The 15285-nt window shown below is 44.8% G+C and carries 14 protein-coding genes; 3 read left to right on the forward strand and 11 right to left on the reverse strand.

All coding sequences use genetic code 11. The features are described 5' to 3' along the window. Positions 1–150 precede the first annotated feature (150 nt). Entirely contained in the window at positions 151–1374 is a 1224-nt protein-coding gene (gene sucC / locus L0659_RS02540; protein ID WP_026628290.1) for an ADP-forming succinate--CoA ligase subunit beta, read from the reverse strand. 88 nt (positions 1375–1462) lie between these two features. Here sucC and L0659_RS02545 point away from each other — a divergent pair, with 88 nt between their 5' ends. Beyond that, the gene (locus L0659_RS02545) at positions 1463–2125 is read left to right on the forward strand and encodes an ABC transporter ATP-binding protein (RefSeq protein ID WP_235124020.1); all 663 of its coding nucleotides are present in this window, start codon (positions 1463–1465) and stop codon (positions 2123–2125) included. Positions 2126–2204: 79 nt separating this feature from the next. On the opposite strand, the gene groL is transcribed toward L0659_RS02545, so the two are convergent. Together groL and groES are read right to left on the reverse strand one after the other, a co-directional pair. Continuing rightward, positions 2205–3836 carry a chaperonin GroEL gene (gene groL, locus L0659_RS02550; RefSeq protein ID WP_235124022.1) on the reverse strand — a complete coding sequence of 544 codons (1632 nt, stop codon included), beginning with the start codon at positions 3834–3836 and terminating at the stop codon, positions 2205–2207. A gap of 56 nt (positions 3837–3892) precedes the next feature. Beyond that, the gene (groES, locus tag L0659_RS02555) at positions 3893–4189 is read right to left on the reverse strand and encodes a co-chaperone GroES (protein ID WP_235124023.1); all 297 of its coding nucleotides are present in this window, start codon (positions 4187–4189) and stop codon (positions 3893–3895) included. Positions 4190–4419: 230 nt separating this feature from the next. Here groES and L0659_RS02560 point away from each other — a divergent pair, with 230 nt between their 5' ends. Then, the gene (locus tag L0659_RS02560) at positions 4420–5127 is read left to right on the forward strand and encodes a hypothetical protein (protein ID WP_235124024.1); all 708 of its coding nucleotides are present in this window, start codon (positions 4420–4422) and stop codon (positions 5125–5127) included. 69 nt (positions 5128–5196) lie between these two features. Here the strand turns inward: L0659_RS02560 and secG are convergent, their stop codons facing one another. The 6 genes from secG to L0659_RS02590 all read right to left on the reverse strand — a co-directional run bounded on the left by secG (position 5197) and on the right by L0659_RS02590 (position 12350). Further along, the gene (secG, locus tag L0659_RS02565) at positions 5197–5595 is read right to left on the reverse strand and encodes a preprotein translocase subunit SecG (RefSeq protein WP_235124025.1); all 399 of its coding nucleotides are present in this window, start codon (positions 5593–5595) and stop codon (positions 5197–5199) included. A gap of 92 nt (positions 5596–5687) precedes the next feature. After that, a complete protein-coding gene (locus tag L0659_RS02570; RefSeq protein ID WP_235124026.1) occupies positions 5688–6344 on the reverse strand; it encodes a hypothetical protein in 657 nt (218 codons plus the stop codon). 52 nt (positions 6345–6396) lie between these two features. Beyond that, complete coding sequence (locus L0659_RS02575) at positions 6397–6957, reverse strand: LptE family protein (RefSeq protein WP_235124027.1); 561 nt, start codon at positions 6955–6957, stop codon at positions 6397–6399. Further along, entirely contained in the window at positions 6941–8245 is a 1305-nt protein-coding gene (locus L0659_RS02580) for a sigma-54-dependent Fis family transcriptional regulator (RefSeq protein ID WP_235124028.1), read from the reverse strand. The genes L0659_RS02575 and L0659_RS02580 overlap by 17 nt, the downstream gene beginning before the upstream one ends. After that, a complete protein-coding gene (gene miaB / locus L0659_RS02585; RefSeq protein WP_235124029.1) occupies positions 8242–9726 on the reverse strand; it encodes a tRNA (N6-isopentenyl adenosine(37)-C2)-methylthiotransferase MiaB in 1485 nt (494 codons plus the stop codon). The genes L0659_RS02580 and miaB overlap by 4 nt, the downstream gene beginning before the upstream one ends. Positions 9727–9863: 137 nt before the next feature. Beyond that, on the reverse strand, positions 9864–12350 hold the full coding sequence (locus L0659_RS02590; RefSeq protein WP_235124031.1) for a BamA/TamA family outer membrane protein: 2487 nt from the start codon (positions 12348–12350) through the stop codon (positions 9864–9866). On the opposite strand from L0659_RS02590, the gene L0659_RS02595 reads away from it, so the two are divergent. Then, on the forward strand, positions 12350–13114 hold the full coding sequence (locus tag L0659_RS02595) for an RNA methyltransferase (RefSeq protein WP_235124033.1): 765 nt from the start codon (positions 12350–12352) through the stop codon (positions 13112–13114). The genes L0659_RS02590 and L0659_RS02595 overlap by 1 nt on opposite strands. Before the next feature lie 35 nt (positions 13115–13149). Here L0659_RS02595 and L0659_RS02600 read toward each other — a convergent pair whose 3' ends face one another. After that, the gene (locus L0659_RS02600) at positions 13150–13938 is read right to left on the reverse strand and encodes a queuosine precursor transporter (RefSeq protein ID WP_235124035.1); all 789 of its coding nucleotides are present in this window, start codon (positions 13936–13938) and stop codon (positions 13150–13152) included. 48 nt (positions 13939–13986) lie between these two features. Continuing rightward, entirely contained in the window at positions 13987–15231 is a 1245-nt protein-coding gene (locus tag L0659_RS02605) for a pyridoxal phosphate-dependent aminotransferase (protein ID WP_304488757.1), read from the reverse strand. Between the last annotated feature and the right edge of the window lie 54 nt (positions 15232–15285).

Here is a 15285-nt window from a genome sequence, read left to right on the forward strand (position 1 = left end):
TCGACTACGCTCAGGGTGACAAGGGAGGTGGAGCGTTACTACCTAGGTGATAGCGCCCCCCTTCGGCCGCCCGGTACGCTCAGGGTGACAGGCGTATAAAAAAAGGAAGCCCGGTAAGGCTTCCTTTTGCAATTTTATTTTACAGTCTTCTTAAACCCCCAGCTCAGCCAGAACCTCAGAAACCTTAGCAGCAGCTTCTTTAAACTCAATCGCCGAAGAAACTTTCAAGCCAGACTCATTAATGATTCTTGCTCCTTCTTCTGCATTCGTTCCTTGCAGACGAACAATGATAGGAACTGGAATTTCTCCGATTGCTTTGTAAGCTTCCACAACCCCAGCTGCAACGCGGTCGCAACGAACGATTCCGCCGAAGATATTGATCAGGATTGCCTTTACATTAGGGTCTTTCAGAATGATACGGAAACCTGCTTCTACGGTGCGTGCGTTTGCGCCACCCCCAACATCCAGGAAGTTAGCCGGCTCGCCGCCTGAAAGCTTGATAAGGTCCATCGTAGCCATAGCAAGACCAGCACCATTCACCATGCAACCTACGTTTCCGTCCAGTTTTACATAGTTCAGGTTATTTGCGCCTGCTTCAACTTCCAAAGGATCCTCTTCGTTCGTATCACGCATTTCTGCCAGTTCTGGGTGACGGTATAATGCATTGTCATCCAAGTCAACTTTCGCGTCAACGGCAAGAATTTTATTGTCAGATGTTTTTAAAACCGGATTGATTTCGAACATCGCTGAATCACTCTCAATGTATGCTTTGTAAAGAGAAGTGATGAATTTCACCATTTCTTTGAACGCATCACCTTCAAGGCCCAAAGCAAAAGCAACTTTACGCGCCTGGAATGGCTGCAAGCCTACTTTTGGATCAATCCACTCTTTCATGATCTTCTCAGGCGTGTGCTCTGCCACTTCTTCAATGTCCATACCGCCTTCGGTGCTGGCCATGATCACATTACAGTTTCTGCCACGGTCAAGGAGGATCGAAAGATAATATTCTTTCGGCTCGCTTGGTCCTGGATAATACACGTCTTCGGCAATAAGCACTTTGTTAACACGCTTTCCATCAGGACCAGTCTGGTGTGTAACCAGCACTTTTCCCAAAATGTTATTGGATATGGTGCGTACATCTTCAACAGATTTCGCAAGGGCAACGCCACGTTGTTCTGTTCCAACGATGCGGCCTTTTCCACGACCACCTGCGTGGATCTGGGATTTTACTACATACCATTTGGTACCAGTCTGCTGGCTAAGCTCACGCGCAACTTCAACTGCCTTGTCCGGAGTGTCGGCTACGAGCCCTTCCTGAATACGCACACCGTATTTTTTAAGAACGCTTTTGCCTTGATATTCGTGAATATTCATGAGTATAAAAGTAAATTGGTATTTTCACGGCAAATTAAGGAATTAATCAAAACGGGCGTAGGTTTCAGTCCAATTATCTTTCTTCGATATGAATTTACTGCGGGCGAGCGGGATCAGGCGCACATATGGTTCTTTACAAGTGTTGAAGGGGATTGATCTGGAAGTGGAGCAGGGTGAGGTTGTTGCGATTGTAGGCCCTTCCGGTGCAGGAAAAAGCACGTTTCTTCATATTTTAGGCACATTAGACAGGCCGGAGCAAGGGCAGGTTTTCATCGAGGATGTCAATGTTTTTACGCAAAAAGAAAAGGACCTGGCCCGTTTCCGCAACGAGAAAATAGGCTTCATTTTTCAATTCCATAACCTGCTTGCGGAGTTTACTGCATTGGAAAATGCCTGTATGCCCGGTTATATCAATGGCACAATGAATGAGAAGGACATTCTGGACAGGGGAAAAGAATTGCTGGATATGCTTGGATTAAAAGACAGGGCGAATCACTTGCCCTCGCAGCTTTCGGGTGGTGAACAGCAGCGTGTTGCCGTCGCAAGGGCACTTTTGAACAAGCCGTCTATTGTGCTCGCCGATGAACCAAGTGGTAACCTGGATTCACATAATGCATTGGAATTGCATCAGTTGTTTTTCAAGCTGCGGGATGAGTTTGGGCAGACATTTGTCATTGTCACGCATAATGAGGATTTGGCAGCAATGGCGGATCGGAGATTAGTGATGCAAGACGGCTTTATGCAATCCTGATCTTAGCATTAAATTTTGCAAAAATAAAAGCCGCCCAGTTTCCTGAGCGGCTTTTACTATATATCCGAAAGGGGATGAATTACATCATTCCGCCCATTCCGCCGCCGTGGCTGTGACCGCCACCTGCAGGAGCTTCTTCTGGCTCGTCAGCGATTACACATTCTGTTGTCAACAACAGACCTGCGATCGATGCTGCGTTTTCAAGCGCAAGACGGGATACTTTTTTCGGGTCAATGATACCAGCTTCCAAAAGGTCTGTGTAAACATTGTCCTTCGCGTTGTAACCGTAAGCGCCAGTTCCTTCTTTCACTTTCGCAACAACTACTGAAGGCTCCTGGCCTGAGTTAGAAACGATTGTTCTCAAAGGAGCTTCCAAAGCCACGCGGATGATATTGATACCCGTTGTTTCGTCTTCGTTGTTTCCAGTGAAGCCTTCCAAAGCAGCAGTTGCACGAATGTAAGCAACACCACCACCAGCTACGATACCTTCTTCAACAGCTGCACGAGTTGCGTGCAATGCATCGTCAACACGGTCTTTTTTCTCTTTCATTTCAACCTCAGTTGCAGCTCCGATGTAAAGGATAGCTACACCACCTGACAATTTAGCAAGGCGTTCCTGAAGTTTTTCGCGATCGTAATCAGAAGTTGTATTTTCGATCTGCGCTTTGATCTGGTTTACACGGCCCTGAATGTCTTCAGAGTTACCTGCACCATTTACCAAAGTTGTGTTGTCTTTGTCGATAATTGCTTTTTCGCAAGATCCAAGATATTCCAAAGTTGCGTTTTCCAATTTGAAACCACGCTCTTCAGAGATAACTGTTCCGCCAGTGATGATCGCGATGTCTTCAAGCATTGCTTTACGACGGTCACCAAAACCAGGAGCTTTTACAGCAGCCACTTTCAAGGCGCCACGGATTTTGTTTACTACCAATGTAGCAAGTGCTTCTCCGTCAACATCTTCTGCTAAAATAAGCAAAGGACGACCCGTTTGAGCAACTGCTTCAAGAACTGGAAGCAATTCTTTCATTGAAGAAACTTTCTTCTCAGAAATCAAGATATATGGACGCTCAAGATCAGCTTCCATTTTCTCAGTATTTGTTACAAAATATGGAGACAGGTAACCACGGTCAAACTGCATACCTTCCACAGTTTTAACTTCTGTTTCCGTTCCGCGTGCTTCTTCAACAGTGATAACACCTTCTTTTCCTACTTTTTCCATCGCCTCAGCAATCATCTGACCGATTTCTTCGTCATGGTTAGCAGAGATTGTTGCAACCTGAGCGATTTCTTTTGAAGTAGAAATTACTTTTTTCTGTGCTTCAAGGTTTTTAGTGATGACAGCAACGGCTTTGTCGATACCACGTTTCAAATCCATTGGATTTGCACCAGCAGCTACGTTTTTAACACCGATTGAGTAAATAGCCTGAGCCAAAACAGTTGCAGTTGTTGTACCATCACCTGCAGAATCAGCAGTTTTAGAAGCAACTTCTTTCACCAACTGAGCACCCATGTTTTCGATAGGGTCTTTCAGATCGATTTCTTTTGCAACCGTCACACCATCTTTTGTGATGCTAGGCGATCCGAATTTTTTATCGATAACTACGTTACGACCACGTGGCCCTAATGTTACTTTAACGGCGTCAGCCAATGTATCAACACCGCGCTTAATTTTATCACGAGCTTCGGTATCGAAGAATATTTTCTTAGACATACTAATTAATCGTTTTGATTTTCTTGATTGAAATTATTTATTGGAATTAATGACAATTAAGCAATGATAGCATAAATGTCAGACTCACGCATGATCAGCACATCTTTGCCTTCATACGCCAATTCAGTCCCTGAATATTTTCCGTATAATACGGTGTCACCTACCTTAACGGTCATCGGCTCGTCTTTTTTACCCGGGCCTACTGCTACTACAGTTCCACGTTGAGGTTTTTCCTTTGCAGTATCAGGGATAATGATACCAAATGCTGTTTTTTCTTCGGCTGGGGCTGGTTCTACAAGAACACGATCAGCCAGAGGTTGTACGTTCACTTGTATTTCTGCTAAAGTTGACATAAATATTAAACGTTTGTTTTTTGATTGTCAGTAATAGATTTGACTGAAACAAGTAAGCACAATCTATGCCAGCAAGTTCTGGCTGACATTTTTTCCGGCAAGTGTGACAAATTTGTACCTAACCCTGCCGTTATATAATTATTAGAAGCAATTATATTGTCATGTTCGGCATAGGAATTGTTTAGCGAATGGAAATGCTTACATTTTATCGGCACCAAATTTAGAATCCCATGACAAACCTCCAAAAAAACTGGTTAACAGAAGGAATTTTCGATTTTGAGTACAAAAAATATGTCTTGCAAGCCTATTTACAGCACATTGACAGCCAGTTCACACTCAATAAGCTTCACCCGCATCTGCCAGATCTGCAATTCCATTTCGATTCCTGCATTCATATCCGCGCCACCAAAAGCGAGATCAAAACCTCTTTTCCGAAAAATGTCACAGGGGTGAACTTGAAGACATGGAAGCTGGAATACGAAGAAACGCATCACGACGATCCTTATCTGGAAGAACTGAATTATATCCTGGATTTTGCCATTCCACGTTTTTCACGCGCTTTGGAGCACGGTGCCGAGCGTTTCAGTGAAGTGGGGGAGAACATTAAAATATCGCCTGTGGGCATTGTGCCGCTAAGGCTGGAAGAAGGTTATCTGCTTTTTTTACACACATTCCAACCGCTGGTCAGTGTGTTTGAATATCAGCTGGCGCTCTATAATGAAATGAGGGAACGCTATTTAAAAACGACTTTCGTGGATACGGTCCGGATTGGGTTGGGAAATACGGTTTCGCAGATCAAAGTTGATCTTACCAGAAAGAACAAATCCCTGCCTAATCCTGCTACTTATATTGTTGAATCAAAATACGATTATCCCTTGCATGAGGCGCTTTTGCCTGTTGCCAAGAAGCTGATTTTAAAGCAAATGAACATTGCTTAATTGAACTTGTCCGAACACAAAAAAGGCTCAAGATGCAAATCATGAGCCTTTTTTAATGTCTTAAATATTTTATTTCGAGCTGTCCGCTGGTGCTGCTGGTGTAGCAGCAGGCGTCGTTGCTTCGCTTCCCGCAGGAGCCGCCGCTCCGGGCGCTGGTGCCGGTGCAATGTTTCCGCCAGGGATTACAGTATTTTGAGCTTTATCGACATTGACACTGTTGATGCCGCCAGTTTGTGCGGTTCCGCCAACGATAATGTATGAAGCCAGGGAAATCAGAATAACAGCGCCTGCAAGTCCCCAGGTGATTTGTTCCAATAAATCGGTTGTCTTTTTAACACCAAACATTTGGGTAGTTCCTGCTCCGCTAAACTCGCTGGAAAGTCCTCCTCCTTTTGAATTTTGTACCAAAACAACCAGGATCAACAGAACAGCGATGATCGCAACTAAGATAATTAAACCCAAATACATGCTTTATAAATATTAATAATGATAAATGACAAATTGATAATGAGCGAATTATTAATGACTGAATGAGTGAATATTTTTGTTACGCCCAATTTTCAGTTCATACGATATAACTCGCTTAATTTTTTCGCAAAGTAATTCCTTTTTTCTGGTTTTTTCAAGATCAATTTTTGGTAGAGGTCAATTGCCTTCTCAATTTTGCCTTGTCGAACCAAAATTTTTGCAAAAGCTTCGGTCTCAATGCTTCCCGCACCGGACTCTGCCACTCTGCCACTCACATCTACGGCGACAGGTTCGAGGTTGTTCTCCTGGCGGATTATGCGCGGGTTCTTTTTCATGAAACCCTCAATGATCTGCTGCTGCCTTTTCTGCTCCTCCGACCTGAGATTGGGGATGACAACCGTTTCCTGCTCCACAATGCTGATCAGGATATCCTCGCCGTTTTGTGGAACCGATTTTTCCTGCGCCTCGATCACTTCATCAATGTTGACCGTCGCGTCGTAACGCTCTGTGTCACTTTCGACTAACTGCTGCAATGCAACGCGGCTCAACGCGTAAGCGGCTGCGCGCGGGCGGGTTTCGTCGAGTTTCTCTGTTCCGGCGATGCTGGACGCTTTTGCCAATAAAGAATAGGAAATCTGGCAGTAAGGAAATGCCTTAATTGTCGCTTCAAGCGCTTCGATCACCTCCGTGCCTGCTGCGTGCGGATGCCTGACCAGATTGCTGAAAGCTTCCTTTTCAATGATGGACATATTGACCTTAAAATTTGGAATAAAAAATGAAGTTATGCAAAAGGATCATTTTCTACCAGTCCGCGGCAGATTTATTGAAGATCTGCTGCACCAGATTTTCCCGGATCGTCGGCAAAAGACGCGCTTCATTTTGGTTAAGCGTTTGATCCTGAGGGAAGTCGGCATAGTAAGTAAAAGACTGGTCAAAATTCTTCGTTTCGTCTTTTGCATTGGTATAACGAACCTGAACGGTGACATTCAAACGGTTCAAACCGGCCTGGTCGTTCGCAGTAGGGGCGGCTGCGAGTACGTCGTAACCTGTGATAGAGCCTTCCAAAACCAGGTCACCGCCGCCGGGCTGGCTGAGTAAGCTCGTATTTCGCTGGAAATATTCCTTTAATTCTTCCGTAAGTCTCTGCGGCAGATCCGAAGGTCCACCGGCCGTTCCCATCGTAAAATTGAGCACGCTGAATGTCTTGATATCAGGCGACAAGTTGGTTCCGGTAAAAGAATAAACGCCGCAGCCCGACATGAAAATGGAGCAATGCAGGACAAAAAAGAGCGTTAGTAACCTTTTGGTGTTCATCGAAACGCGCATTGTGGAAACGCTTTTTATTCTATTCTTCAATGTCATACTGCTTAATTTTTCTGTATAACGTCCGTTCCGATATGCCCAATGCACTTGCCGCGTATTTTCGTTTATTATTGTTTTTCCGTAACGCCTTGATGATCATTTCCTTCTCTTTGTCTTCCAGGGATAAGGATTCTTCCTCGGCCGTTACGTGCATCACGTCTTCAATTTCACTTCTTTCGTCGGAATATCTGTCCAGATCCACCGTGCGCGAAGGCACAGGTGAGAGCAGGCGTGCGGGTTCGAGGGTAGGCGTGTGGGAATGTGTTGCGGGCTCGGCCGTGTTCAGTGAGCTGAAAAGCTCCTGGTGATCTTTCAGGATTTCGCCTCCGTATTTTTCATTTTCCAAAACATTACGGACCAGCTTTTTAAGCTCCGTCATGTCCCGGCGCATATCGAACAGCACCTTATAAAGCAATTCCCGCTCGGAAAACGAACTGCCGGCCGGATCTTCGCCGGAACGTAAAGTGATCAGCGCCTTTCTGCCCGCAGGTTGAACGGGGTTCAGGTAATTGTTTAATGTCTCACGCGAAATTGGCAGTTCTTTATCCGTTTCCAGGATCGTGATCTGCTCGGCAATGTTTTTAAGCTGACGAATGTTTCCGGGAAAAGCATATTGCATCAGCAAAGCACGAGCTTCTGAATCCAATCGCACTGGTTTTGTCCTGTATCTTTCAGAAAAATCATTGGTAAACTTCCTGAAAAGCAGCAAGATATCTTCCTCGCGATCCCGCAACGGCGGAACATAAATGGGCACGGTATTCAGACGATAGTAAAGGTCTTCGCGGAATTTACCATTGTTCACAGCATCCAGCAAATTCACATTAGTCGCCGCTACAACACGCACATTGGTTTTCAGGACTTTGGAAGAACCTACGCGGATATATTCGCCATTCTCCAAAACACGTAAAAGCCTTGCCTGCGTTCCCAGTGGCATTTCTCCGACTTCATCCAGGAAAATCGTTCCTGTATTGGTTGTTTCAAAATATCCTTTTCTTGAATCCAATGCACCTGTAAACGCACCCTTTTCATGCCCGAAAAGCTCCGAATCAATGGTCCCTTCCGGAATTGCACCGCAGTTAATAGCGATAAACGGCCCGTGTTTGCGTGAGCTCAGGCTGTGTATAATTTTGGAAAAAGACTCTTTTCCGCTGCCGCTCTCGCCGGTTATGAGCACGGTAAGGTCGGTGGCAGCAACCTGCACAGCGACGTTGATCGCGTGGTTCAGCCCCGGCGACGTGCCGATAATTCCAAAACGGTTCTTTATTGCTTGTATTTCAGCTGGATTCATGAAACGGGTACTTTTTCAACCGCATAACCGCGAAGCGTCGCAGCGGTTGTGTCTGTAATTAAAACGTCGACATAATCGCCCACTTTGAAATTTTCGCGGGGGAATATGACTCTTTTGTTCTGGTCACTGCGTCCTGTAAAATCGTCCACAGACCTTTTAGAAGTGTTTTCAACCAACACTTTTTGCACTGTGCCGATCAGTTTCTGATTGCGTTCGAGGGAAATTCTTTGTTGTATATCAATGATTTCTGCAAGGCGACGCTGCTTAATGTCGGCCGGAATGTCGTCCGGATATTTCTTGGCTGCAAGCGTTCCGGGACGTTCGGAATAAGCGAACATATAGCCGAAATCAAAACGCACATATTCGAGCAATGACAGCGAATCCAAATGTTCTTCCTCGGTTTCACTGCAAAATCCTGCGATCATATCGTGGGAAATCGCACAATCATCACCCAAAATCCTGCGGATGCTGTCAATTCGTTCAAGATACCAGTCACGGTCATAAGTCCGGTTCATCATTTCCAGCACGCGGCTGTTGCCATGCTGGGCCGGTAAGTGAATGTATTTGCAAATGTTATCGTACTTTTTAATGGTATAAAGCACTTCATCCGTAATGTCTTTGGGATGCGAAGTGCTGAACCTTACCCGCAATTCCGGGCTGATCTGCGCGACCATTTCGAGCAGCTGCGCAAAGTTCACTTGTGTCTGCAATGCACCATTTTCGACATTTGTGGAAATTCCAGTGACGCTATTAGGTCCCTGCCATTTATAGCTGTCCACATTCTGGCCAAGCAGCGTAACTTCTTTATAACCATCATTGAACAGATCCTGTGCTTCCTTCAAAATCGAGAAAGGATCACGACTGCGCTCGCGGCCACGAGTCATAGGCACTACACAAAAGCTGCACATATTGTCACAGCCGCGCATGATGGAAACCAATGCAGTAACACCGTTGGAATTCAAACGGATAGGTGAAATGTCCGCGTAAGTTTCTTCTCTTGATAAAAACACATTGACGGCTTTCTGACCTGTTTCCGCTTCTTCCACCAAACGTGGCAGATCGCGGTAAGCGTCCGGGCCGGTGACAATGTCGACCATTTTTTCTTCATCCAGCAACTTCGCCTTCAAGCGTTCTGCCATACAGCCCAAAACCCCTATTAAGGTGCCTGGTTTTTTCTTTTTTATGACATTAAGCTGCCTTAACCTCGTCCTGACGCGTTGTTCAGCATTATCTCTGATGGCGCAGGTATTTAAAAATATCAAATCCGCATTTTCAACATCGGAAGTGGTGGCAAAACCGGCTTCACGCATGACAGACGCTACGATTTCGCTATCTGCAAAATTCATCTGGCATCCGTAACTTTCTATAAAAAGCCTTTTTTTATTTAATGCTGGCTCGTTTTCTGAAATACGGACGGTTTCACAGGCAACTTTGTCCTCCGCAGTCAATATTTTCAAAGTCTCCGCAATCCTATGTTCCATGGAAGGTATTTTAATGCATATAAATTGAAAAACCTGTCTGCAACAGATGGTTTAATCCAGGTTTCACAAACACAAATATAGAAAGAATTCGCTAAAAACTGACAAACTGTCATACAGCGAAAGAGGAAGGCACAAGATCAGAACGGATAGCCAACGCCCAGGTTAATGTTCAGGAAATTCGACTGGGTCCGGTTAAAAAGTCGGTTAAATTCGAGCTCATGCAAGACAAATCGCTGCAATGCAGGATCATAGACCTTGATCCCGAAATCGAAACGAAGTATAAAAAATGAAAGGTCATAGCGGATACCAAAACCGGTTCCGACGGCTATGTCGCGTAAAAGTTTATCAGGCTCAAACTTCTGCGAGTCCGTTGCAGTATTTCCCAGATTCCAGACATTGCCTGCATCTATAAATAAAGCGTAGTTAATGTCTCCGAAAAATTTAGCCAGAAAACCCCTCCATTCCAGATTTCCTTCCAAAAGCAGTTCGCCCGGAGATTCAATGGTCAGGCCAGTTGCAGTTCTCTTGGGTTCCGAACGTCCTGGTCCTAAGCGGCGTGGCAGCCAGGCGCGAAGGCTGTTTGAGCCGCCGGCAAAGAAATACTTTTCATATGGCGGGACTTTGTTGTCTCCATAACTGTAAATCGCGCCAGTATTTACCCTTGCCACGAATGCGGAACGCCTTCCTGCCGGCCAGTAACGGCGGTAATCAGCATTCCAGCGGATGTATTTATAAAATTGCAGACTGTCTTTGCTGTTCTTGCTGTCGCCAAAAACCCCTCTGATTAATTTTTTCTGATTTGGAAAAATGTTCAAAGACGTTCCCCCTGATTCCAAAGCCACCCGGAAATAATGTGCCTTCTTTTGCGGGCCCATTAATGCATTGGTATTGTAGGTAAAATTGAAATTAATGTCTGATACAAATGACCTTAAAAAGCTGTTATAGAGATTATTCCCCTGACTTTTAAGTGTATCCAGCAAATCCTGAAAGTCCTTGCGGGTATTTTGGGTGTTCAGAATGTTAAGGTCAACGAGCGATAAGTTGAACAATGTTTTATTCGTTGGCTGCCATGAATATGTTGTCGCAATTTTGACATTCGTCCGCGTGTATTCCGGCCTGTTCACATAATTATAACCTAATCCAACCTGCGTACGTGGGTTATAGCTGGCAGTTTGCTTTTGCAGCAGATTTGCGGGCGTTAGTAACCTCGGGAAAGTGAGGGAAGTGTTCAGGCCAATTTCTTCACTGCGATAAATGGAACTGTTGCCCAAAAACCCTGGAACGAGCTCAATCCCGCCGCGCAGGTTGGCCTCAAAATTCTCCAACCCGTTAAACACATTGCGGATCTTGTAAGAAAGATTGGCAAATGGTCCCGGCGCGCCTTGAAGCTGGATCACATTCAAACCAATATCCGTTGAAATCTGGTATTTTTCCAGCGGGATCACCTTGAAATAACTATTAATCCCATGTCCCGTTGAATCCAGGGTGTAAGTGTAATTGACAAACCTGAACTGATCGGTCAGAGAGAGCTGCTGCTGCGTGTCCCGCTCTTTTTGCTGACTGTAAATTGCGCCGGGCCGGACCTGGATTTTACTATCTAAAATTCTGGTAGCGAACCTTTTGTCCGAAAATGTATAATGAATCCCGCGAAAATTAACTGTGTCTTTTTTCACATAAAGTGAATCCGCTGAGCCGGCCGGTGGCAGCACTTCAAAGTGCACCGAATTGATTTTATAGCGATCTCCATTCTTGATCGTTGCCGGCATATCGACCCGAACTTTCACATCCACAGACTTAAAAAAGCTGTCAGTAGGCACATTGGTAATGGTGTCATTAATTAAATAAGAAATATTCTGACGCGAAAAACCGAGATAACCCTGGTTCCGGAGCAATGTTTCGATCCTGATCCGTTCTTCTTCAAATGAATCCCCATCATAGCGCTTTTTGGGAAGCAGTGCCGGATTTTTATTATTTGAATTAATAATGCTGTCCGCCATATTGTTACGCACCTGATATTCAATGTCGCGGATCATTGTTGGGCGTTTTTCCGCGACATAGTAATTCACCCTGATCCTGTTGAATGTCGTATCCGTAGAATGGCTAACGGCGGCTTCAAAAAAACCATTGTTATAAAGATATTTCTGCATTTTTTCAGCATTCTGGACAACCTCGCCCGGAATGAAATACACGGGCGCTTCTCCCAAAACCCGCATCCAGAAATTTCCCTCATCCACTCGCGTCTGCGCTTTTTCGAGCTTTTTGGCATAACGCCGCTGAATCTTTTCGAGCTTGCGCGGAGAATTTTCGTTTAAGCGGGATTCATTTTGATATTTTTGTGTGATTTCAATTACTTTCCGCTGTTTTTCCTCGCGGTTGTAAAACAGCTCACCAAAGCGGTAAAGGCCAACGTAGGGGAAAAAAGGCAAGCCCAGAAGGCGTCTGTTGGGTTTTTGCGGAATTAATGCTTCGAGTTCGGAGTCGTTGATGACCTGGTTTCCTTTAATGGAAGAGTTGCCAAGATAATAGCTCTTGGATTGGGAGTCGGGGCGGCGTGCGCAAGACGATAACCCTACAAAAATCAGGAAGAAATACCAGCTATATGTAATCTTAGAATTGATATTCAATGCTGTCAAAAAATCGTATAAAGTATATTAACTCGCTTAAAATCAAAAAGTACCGGCAACTTCACCAGTCTTTCATTGTGGAAGGGGCCAAGAGTGTGCTGGAATTGCTCGATTCTGATTTTACCATTGAGTTTGTGTTAACAACACAGGAATTTGAACAAAAATACGCAAGTATTTTAAGCAGGCATAACACAATTACAGAAACCGTAACCTTGCAGGAATTGGAAGGACTGGGTTCTTTTCAAACCAATGATTCCTGCCTGGCTGTTGTTAAAACGAAGCAGAATGATTTTTTGTCTCCTGACAAATCAGAATATGTGCTCGTTCTGGACGACGTTCGCGACCCGGGAAATCTGGGTTCAATTATCAGGATTGCCGATTGGTATGGCATCAAAAAGATCATTTGTTCCAATGATACGACAGATGTTTATAATCCGAAAGTGATTGCCGCCAGCAAAGGATCATTTACCAGAGTAAGCCTGTTTTACACAAATTTAACTTCCTACATAACGGAGAACGCTGCTGATAAGCCTGTTATAGGCGCTTTTTTGGGCGGAGAATCACTTTATGATTTCAAGTTTTCGCCAGCAGGCGGCTACATTGTAATGGGCAACGAGTCCAATGGGATCGGGAATGCAGTTGAAAAGTTCGTGACCAATAAGATCACAATTCCCAGGGTAGGAGAGGCCGAATCGTTGAATGTAGGCATTGCTACGGCGATAATGCTCGATAACCTCAGGCGGCAGATTAATATTCCGGCTTGAATTTCGACATGAATGTTGCCACTCAATGCTACTTTTTATTCGTGTGCAGCTTTGTGTGAAAGCGCGTCAGCGTAATCTTTCCCCAAATATTTATCGATAAAATAATGCGCTACGTAAAGAAGGGGCGTGAGCAGGATCGCAACTAATCCTTTGTATAAATAATTGATCGTGCCGACAGAGAAAACCTGGTTCAGGTCCCAATTTCCGAAAACGTAAAAAGCAATGGTGATCACGACAAAACTGTCTATCAGCTGAGAAAACATCGTCGAGCCAGTTGCGCGGAGCCAGATAAACCGGCTTCCCGTTTTCCTTCTTAACCATGAAAAAACAGCCACATCTAGCAACTGGCCTAATAAAAACGCTACGATCGAGCCGATCATTATGCCTAATCCCTGATTGAATATTTTTGAAAATGCATCATTGATGTTAAACACATTGCCGGCTTTGTCGGTGTTGTTGATGTCCAGCCAAAATTGAGCTGGCGGCAATAATGTGGCTATAAGAATTGTGATAAAAGTGTAGGCAATAAAGCAGGCTGTCAGAAACGAAATGCGTTTTACGCCTTTTCTGCCGAAATATTCATTGATAATATCAGAAGTGATAAACACGATCGGCCAGTTAATAACACCAGCCGTCATATTGAAGTCGAGGCGCTGACCGGCTATGAGCAGTTGCGCGGGCGGGATCCCGAGCAATGTTTCCACCGAAAATATTTTACCGCCAATGATCTCGGCGATCAATGCATTGGTTAAAAATATCCCGCAAAGCAGCAAGAACAAACGCTGCCGCTTTGCCTCCTGGACACTGGTATTTTCAATGGTCATTTATCTGGACAATAACTGCTGATAGGGATCGGTTAATGGTCTGCTTACTCAGGCGATTACATCTTCCACGGTCCGGGTAGACAAAATCCGATGGTTTTCAAGGAAAAACTCAATCTTATCCATCGCCTGGTTCAGTTCGTCGATTGTTGGTAAAAACACAATCCGGAAATGGTCGTCGCTGATGTAATTGAAACCGGTTCCCGCCACCACGAGCACTTTCTGGTCGCTTAGCAGGTCGTAAACGAATTGCTCGTCTGTTTTTAGGCCAAACTTTTTAAGATCGATTTTTGGAAAAACATATAATGAACCTTTCGGTTTCACACAAGTTATGCCTGGAATCGAAGTAAGGCGGTCGTAGACCAGGTTCATTTGTTTGTGCAGCCTACCCGTTGGAACAACCAATTCCTTAATGCTTTGGTAACCTCCTAATGCAGTCTGAATGGCATATTGTGTAGGCACGTTGGCGCAAAGTCGCATGCTCGCCAGCAGCAAAATCCCTTCAAGATAGGACTTGGCTTTTTGCTTTGCACCGCTCATGACCATCCATCCGCCACGGAAACCTGCCGATCGGTAATTCTTCGACAGTCCGCCATAACTTACACAAAGCGTGTCGGTCACGAATGTGCCCATCGGGTAATGTACGGCTCCGTCGTAAAGGATCTTGTCATAAATTTCATCGGAAAAAATGATCAGACCGTGTTCTTCTGCAATTTTGGCAATGCGTATTAACACATCCTTTTCGTAAACAGCGCCGGTAGGGTTGTTCGGATTAATGAGGACAATGCCTTTGGTTTTTGAAGTGATTTTCTTTTCAAGATCGTCGAGGTGCGGGTTCCAGTCTGCCTCTTCATCACATACGTAATGCACTGGGGTGCCCCCGCTTAATGCGATGGCCGCTGTCCAAAGCGGATAATCCGGCGATGGAACGAGCACTTCGTCCCCCGGATTCAGCAGCGCCTGCATAGAAAGCAGAATAAGCTCGCTGACACCATTGCCGATAAAAATATCATTTATTTCAACATCCTGAATCCCAATAGTTTGGGTATAATGCATAACTGCCTTTCTGGCCGCAAATAATCCTCTGGAATCTGAATAGCCCTGCGCATTGCGGAGATTCATGATGATATCGTGGACAATCTCATCCGGAGAGTCAAATCCGAATGGGGCTGGATTGCCGATGTTCAGGTTATGGATTTTATAACCCAGGCTTTCCAGTTCCAATGCTTTTTGATACGTAGCGCCACGAATCTCATATTTAAGATTATTCAGGCGCTGGCTTTTTAAAAATTCCATGGATTTCAGATAGGATAACCACCAAAGTTAAAAAAAACGGTTGTAAAAAAAATT

Source organism: Dyadobacter sp. CY347 (assembly GCF_021502655.1).
Taxonomy (GTDB): Bacteria; Bacteroidota; Bacteroidia; order Cytophagales; family Spirosomataceae; genus Dyadobacter.

Bases quoted from the DNA above. Each gene is read 5' to 3' on its own strand.
- sucC (WP_026628290.1), bottom strand. From the start codon at position 1,374: ATGAATATTCACGAATATCAAGGCAAAAGCGTTCTTAAAAAATACGGT.
- L0659_RS02545 (WP_235124020.1), top strand. From the start codon at position 1,463: ATGAATTTACTGCGGGCGAGCGGGATCAGGCGCACATATGGTTCTTTA.
- groL (WP_235124022.1), bottom strand. From the start codon at position 3,836: ATGTCTAAGAAAATATTCTTCGATACCGAAGCTCGTGATAAAATTAAG.
- groES (WP_235124023.1), bottom strand. From the start codon at position 4,189: ATGTCAACTTTAGCAGAAATACAAGTGAACGTACAACCTCTGGCTGAT.
- L0659_RS02560 (WP_235124024.1), top strand. From the start codon at position 4,420: ATGACAAACCTCCAAAAAAACTGGTTAACAGAAGGAATTTTCGATTTT.
- secG (WP_235124025.1), bottom strand. From the start codon at position 5,595: ATGTATTTGGGTTTAATTATCTTAGTTGCGATCATCGCTGTTCTGTTG.
- L0659_RS02570 (WP_235124026.1), bottom strand. From the start codon at position 6,344: ATGTCCATCATTGAAAAGGAAGCTTTCAGCAATCTGGTCAGGCATCCG.
- L0659_RS02575 (WP_235124027.1), bottom strand. From the start codon at position 6,957: ATGACATTGAAGAATAGAATAAAAAGCGTTTCCACAATGCGCGTTTCG.
- L0659_RS02580 (WP_235124028.1), bottom strand. From the start codon at position 8,245: ATGAATCCAGCTGAAATACAAGCAATAAAGAACCGTTTTGGAATTATC.
- miaB (WP_235124029.1), bottom strand. From the start codon at position 9,726: ATGGAACATAGGATTGCGGAGACTTTGAAAATATTGACTGCGGAGGAC.
- L0659_RS02595 (WP_235124033.1), top strand. From the start codon at position 12,350: ATGCTGTCAAAAAATCGTATAAAGTATATTAACTCGCTTAAAATCAAA.
- L0659_RS02600 (WP_235124035.1), bottom strand. From the start codon at position 13,938: ATGACCATTGAAAATACCAGTGTCCAGGAGGCAAAGCGGCAGCGTTTG.
- L0659_RS02605 (WP_304488757.1), bottom strand. From the start codon at position 15,231: ATGGAATTTTTAAAAAGCCAGCGCCTGAATAATCTTAAATATGAGATT.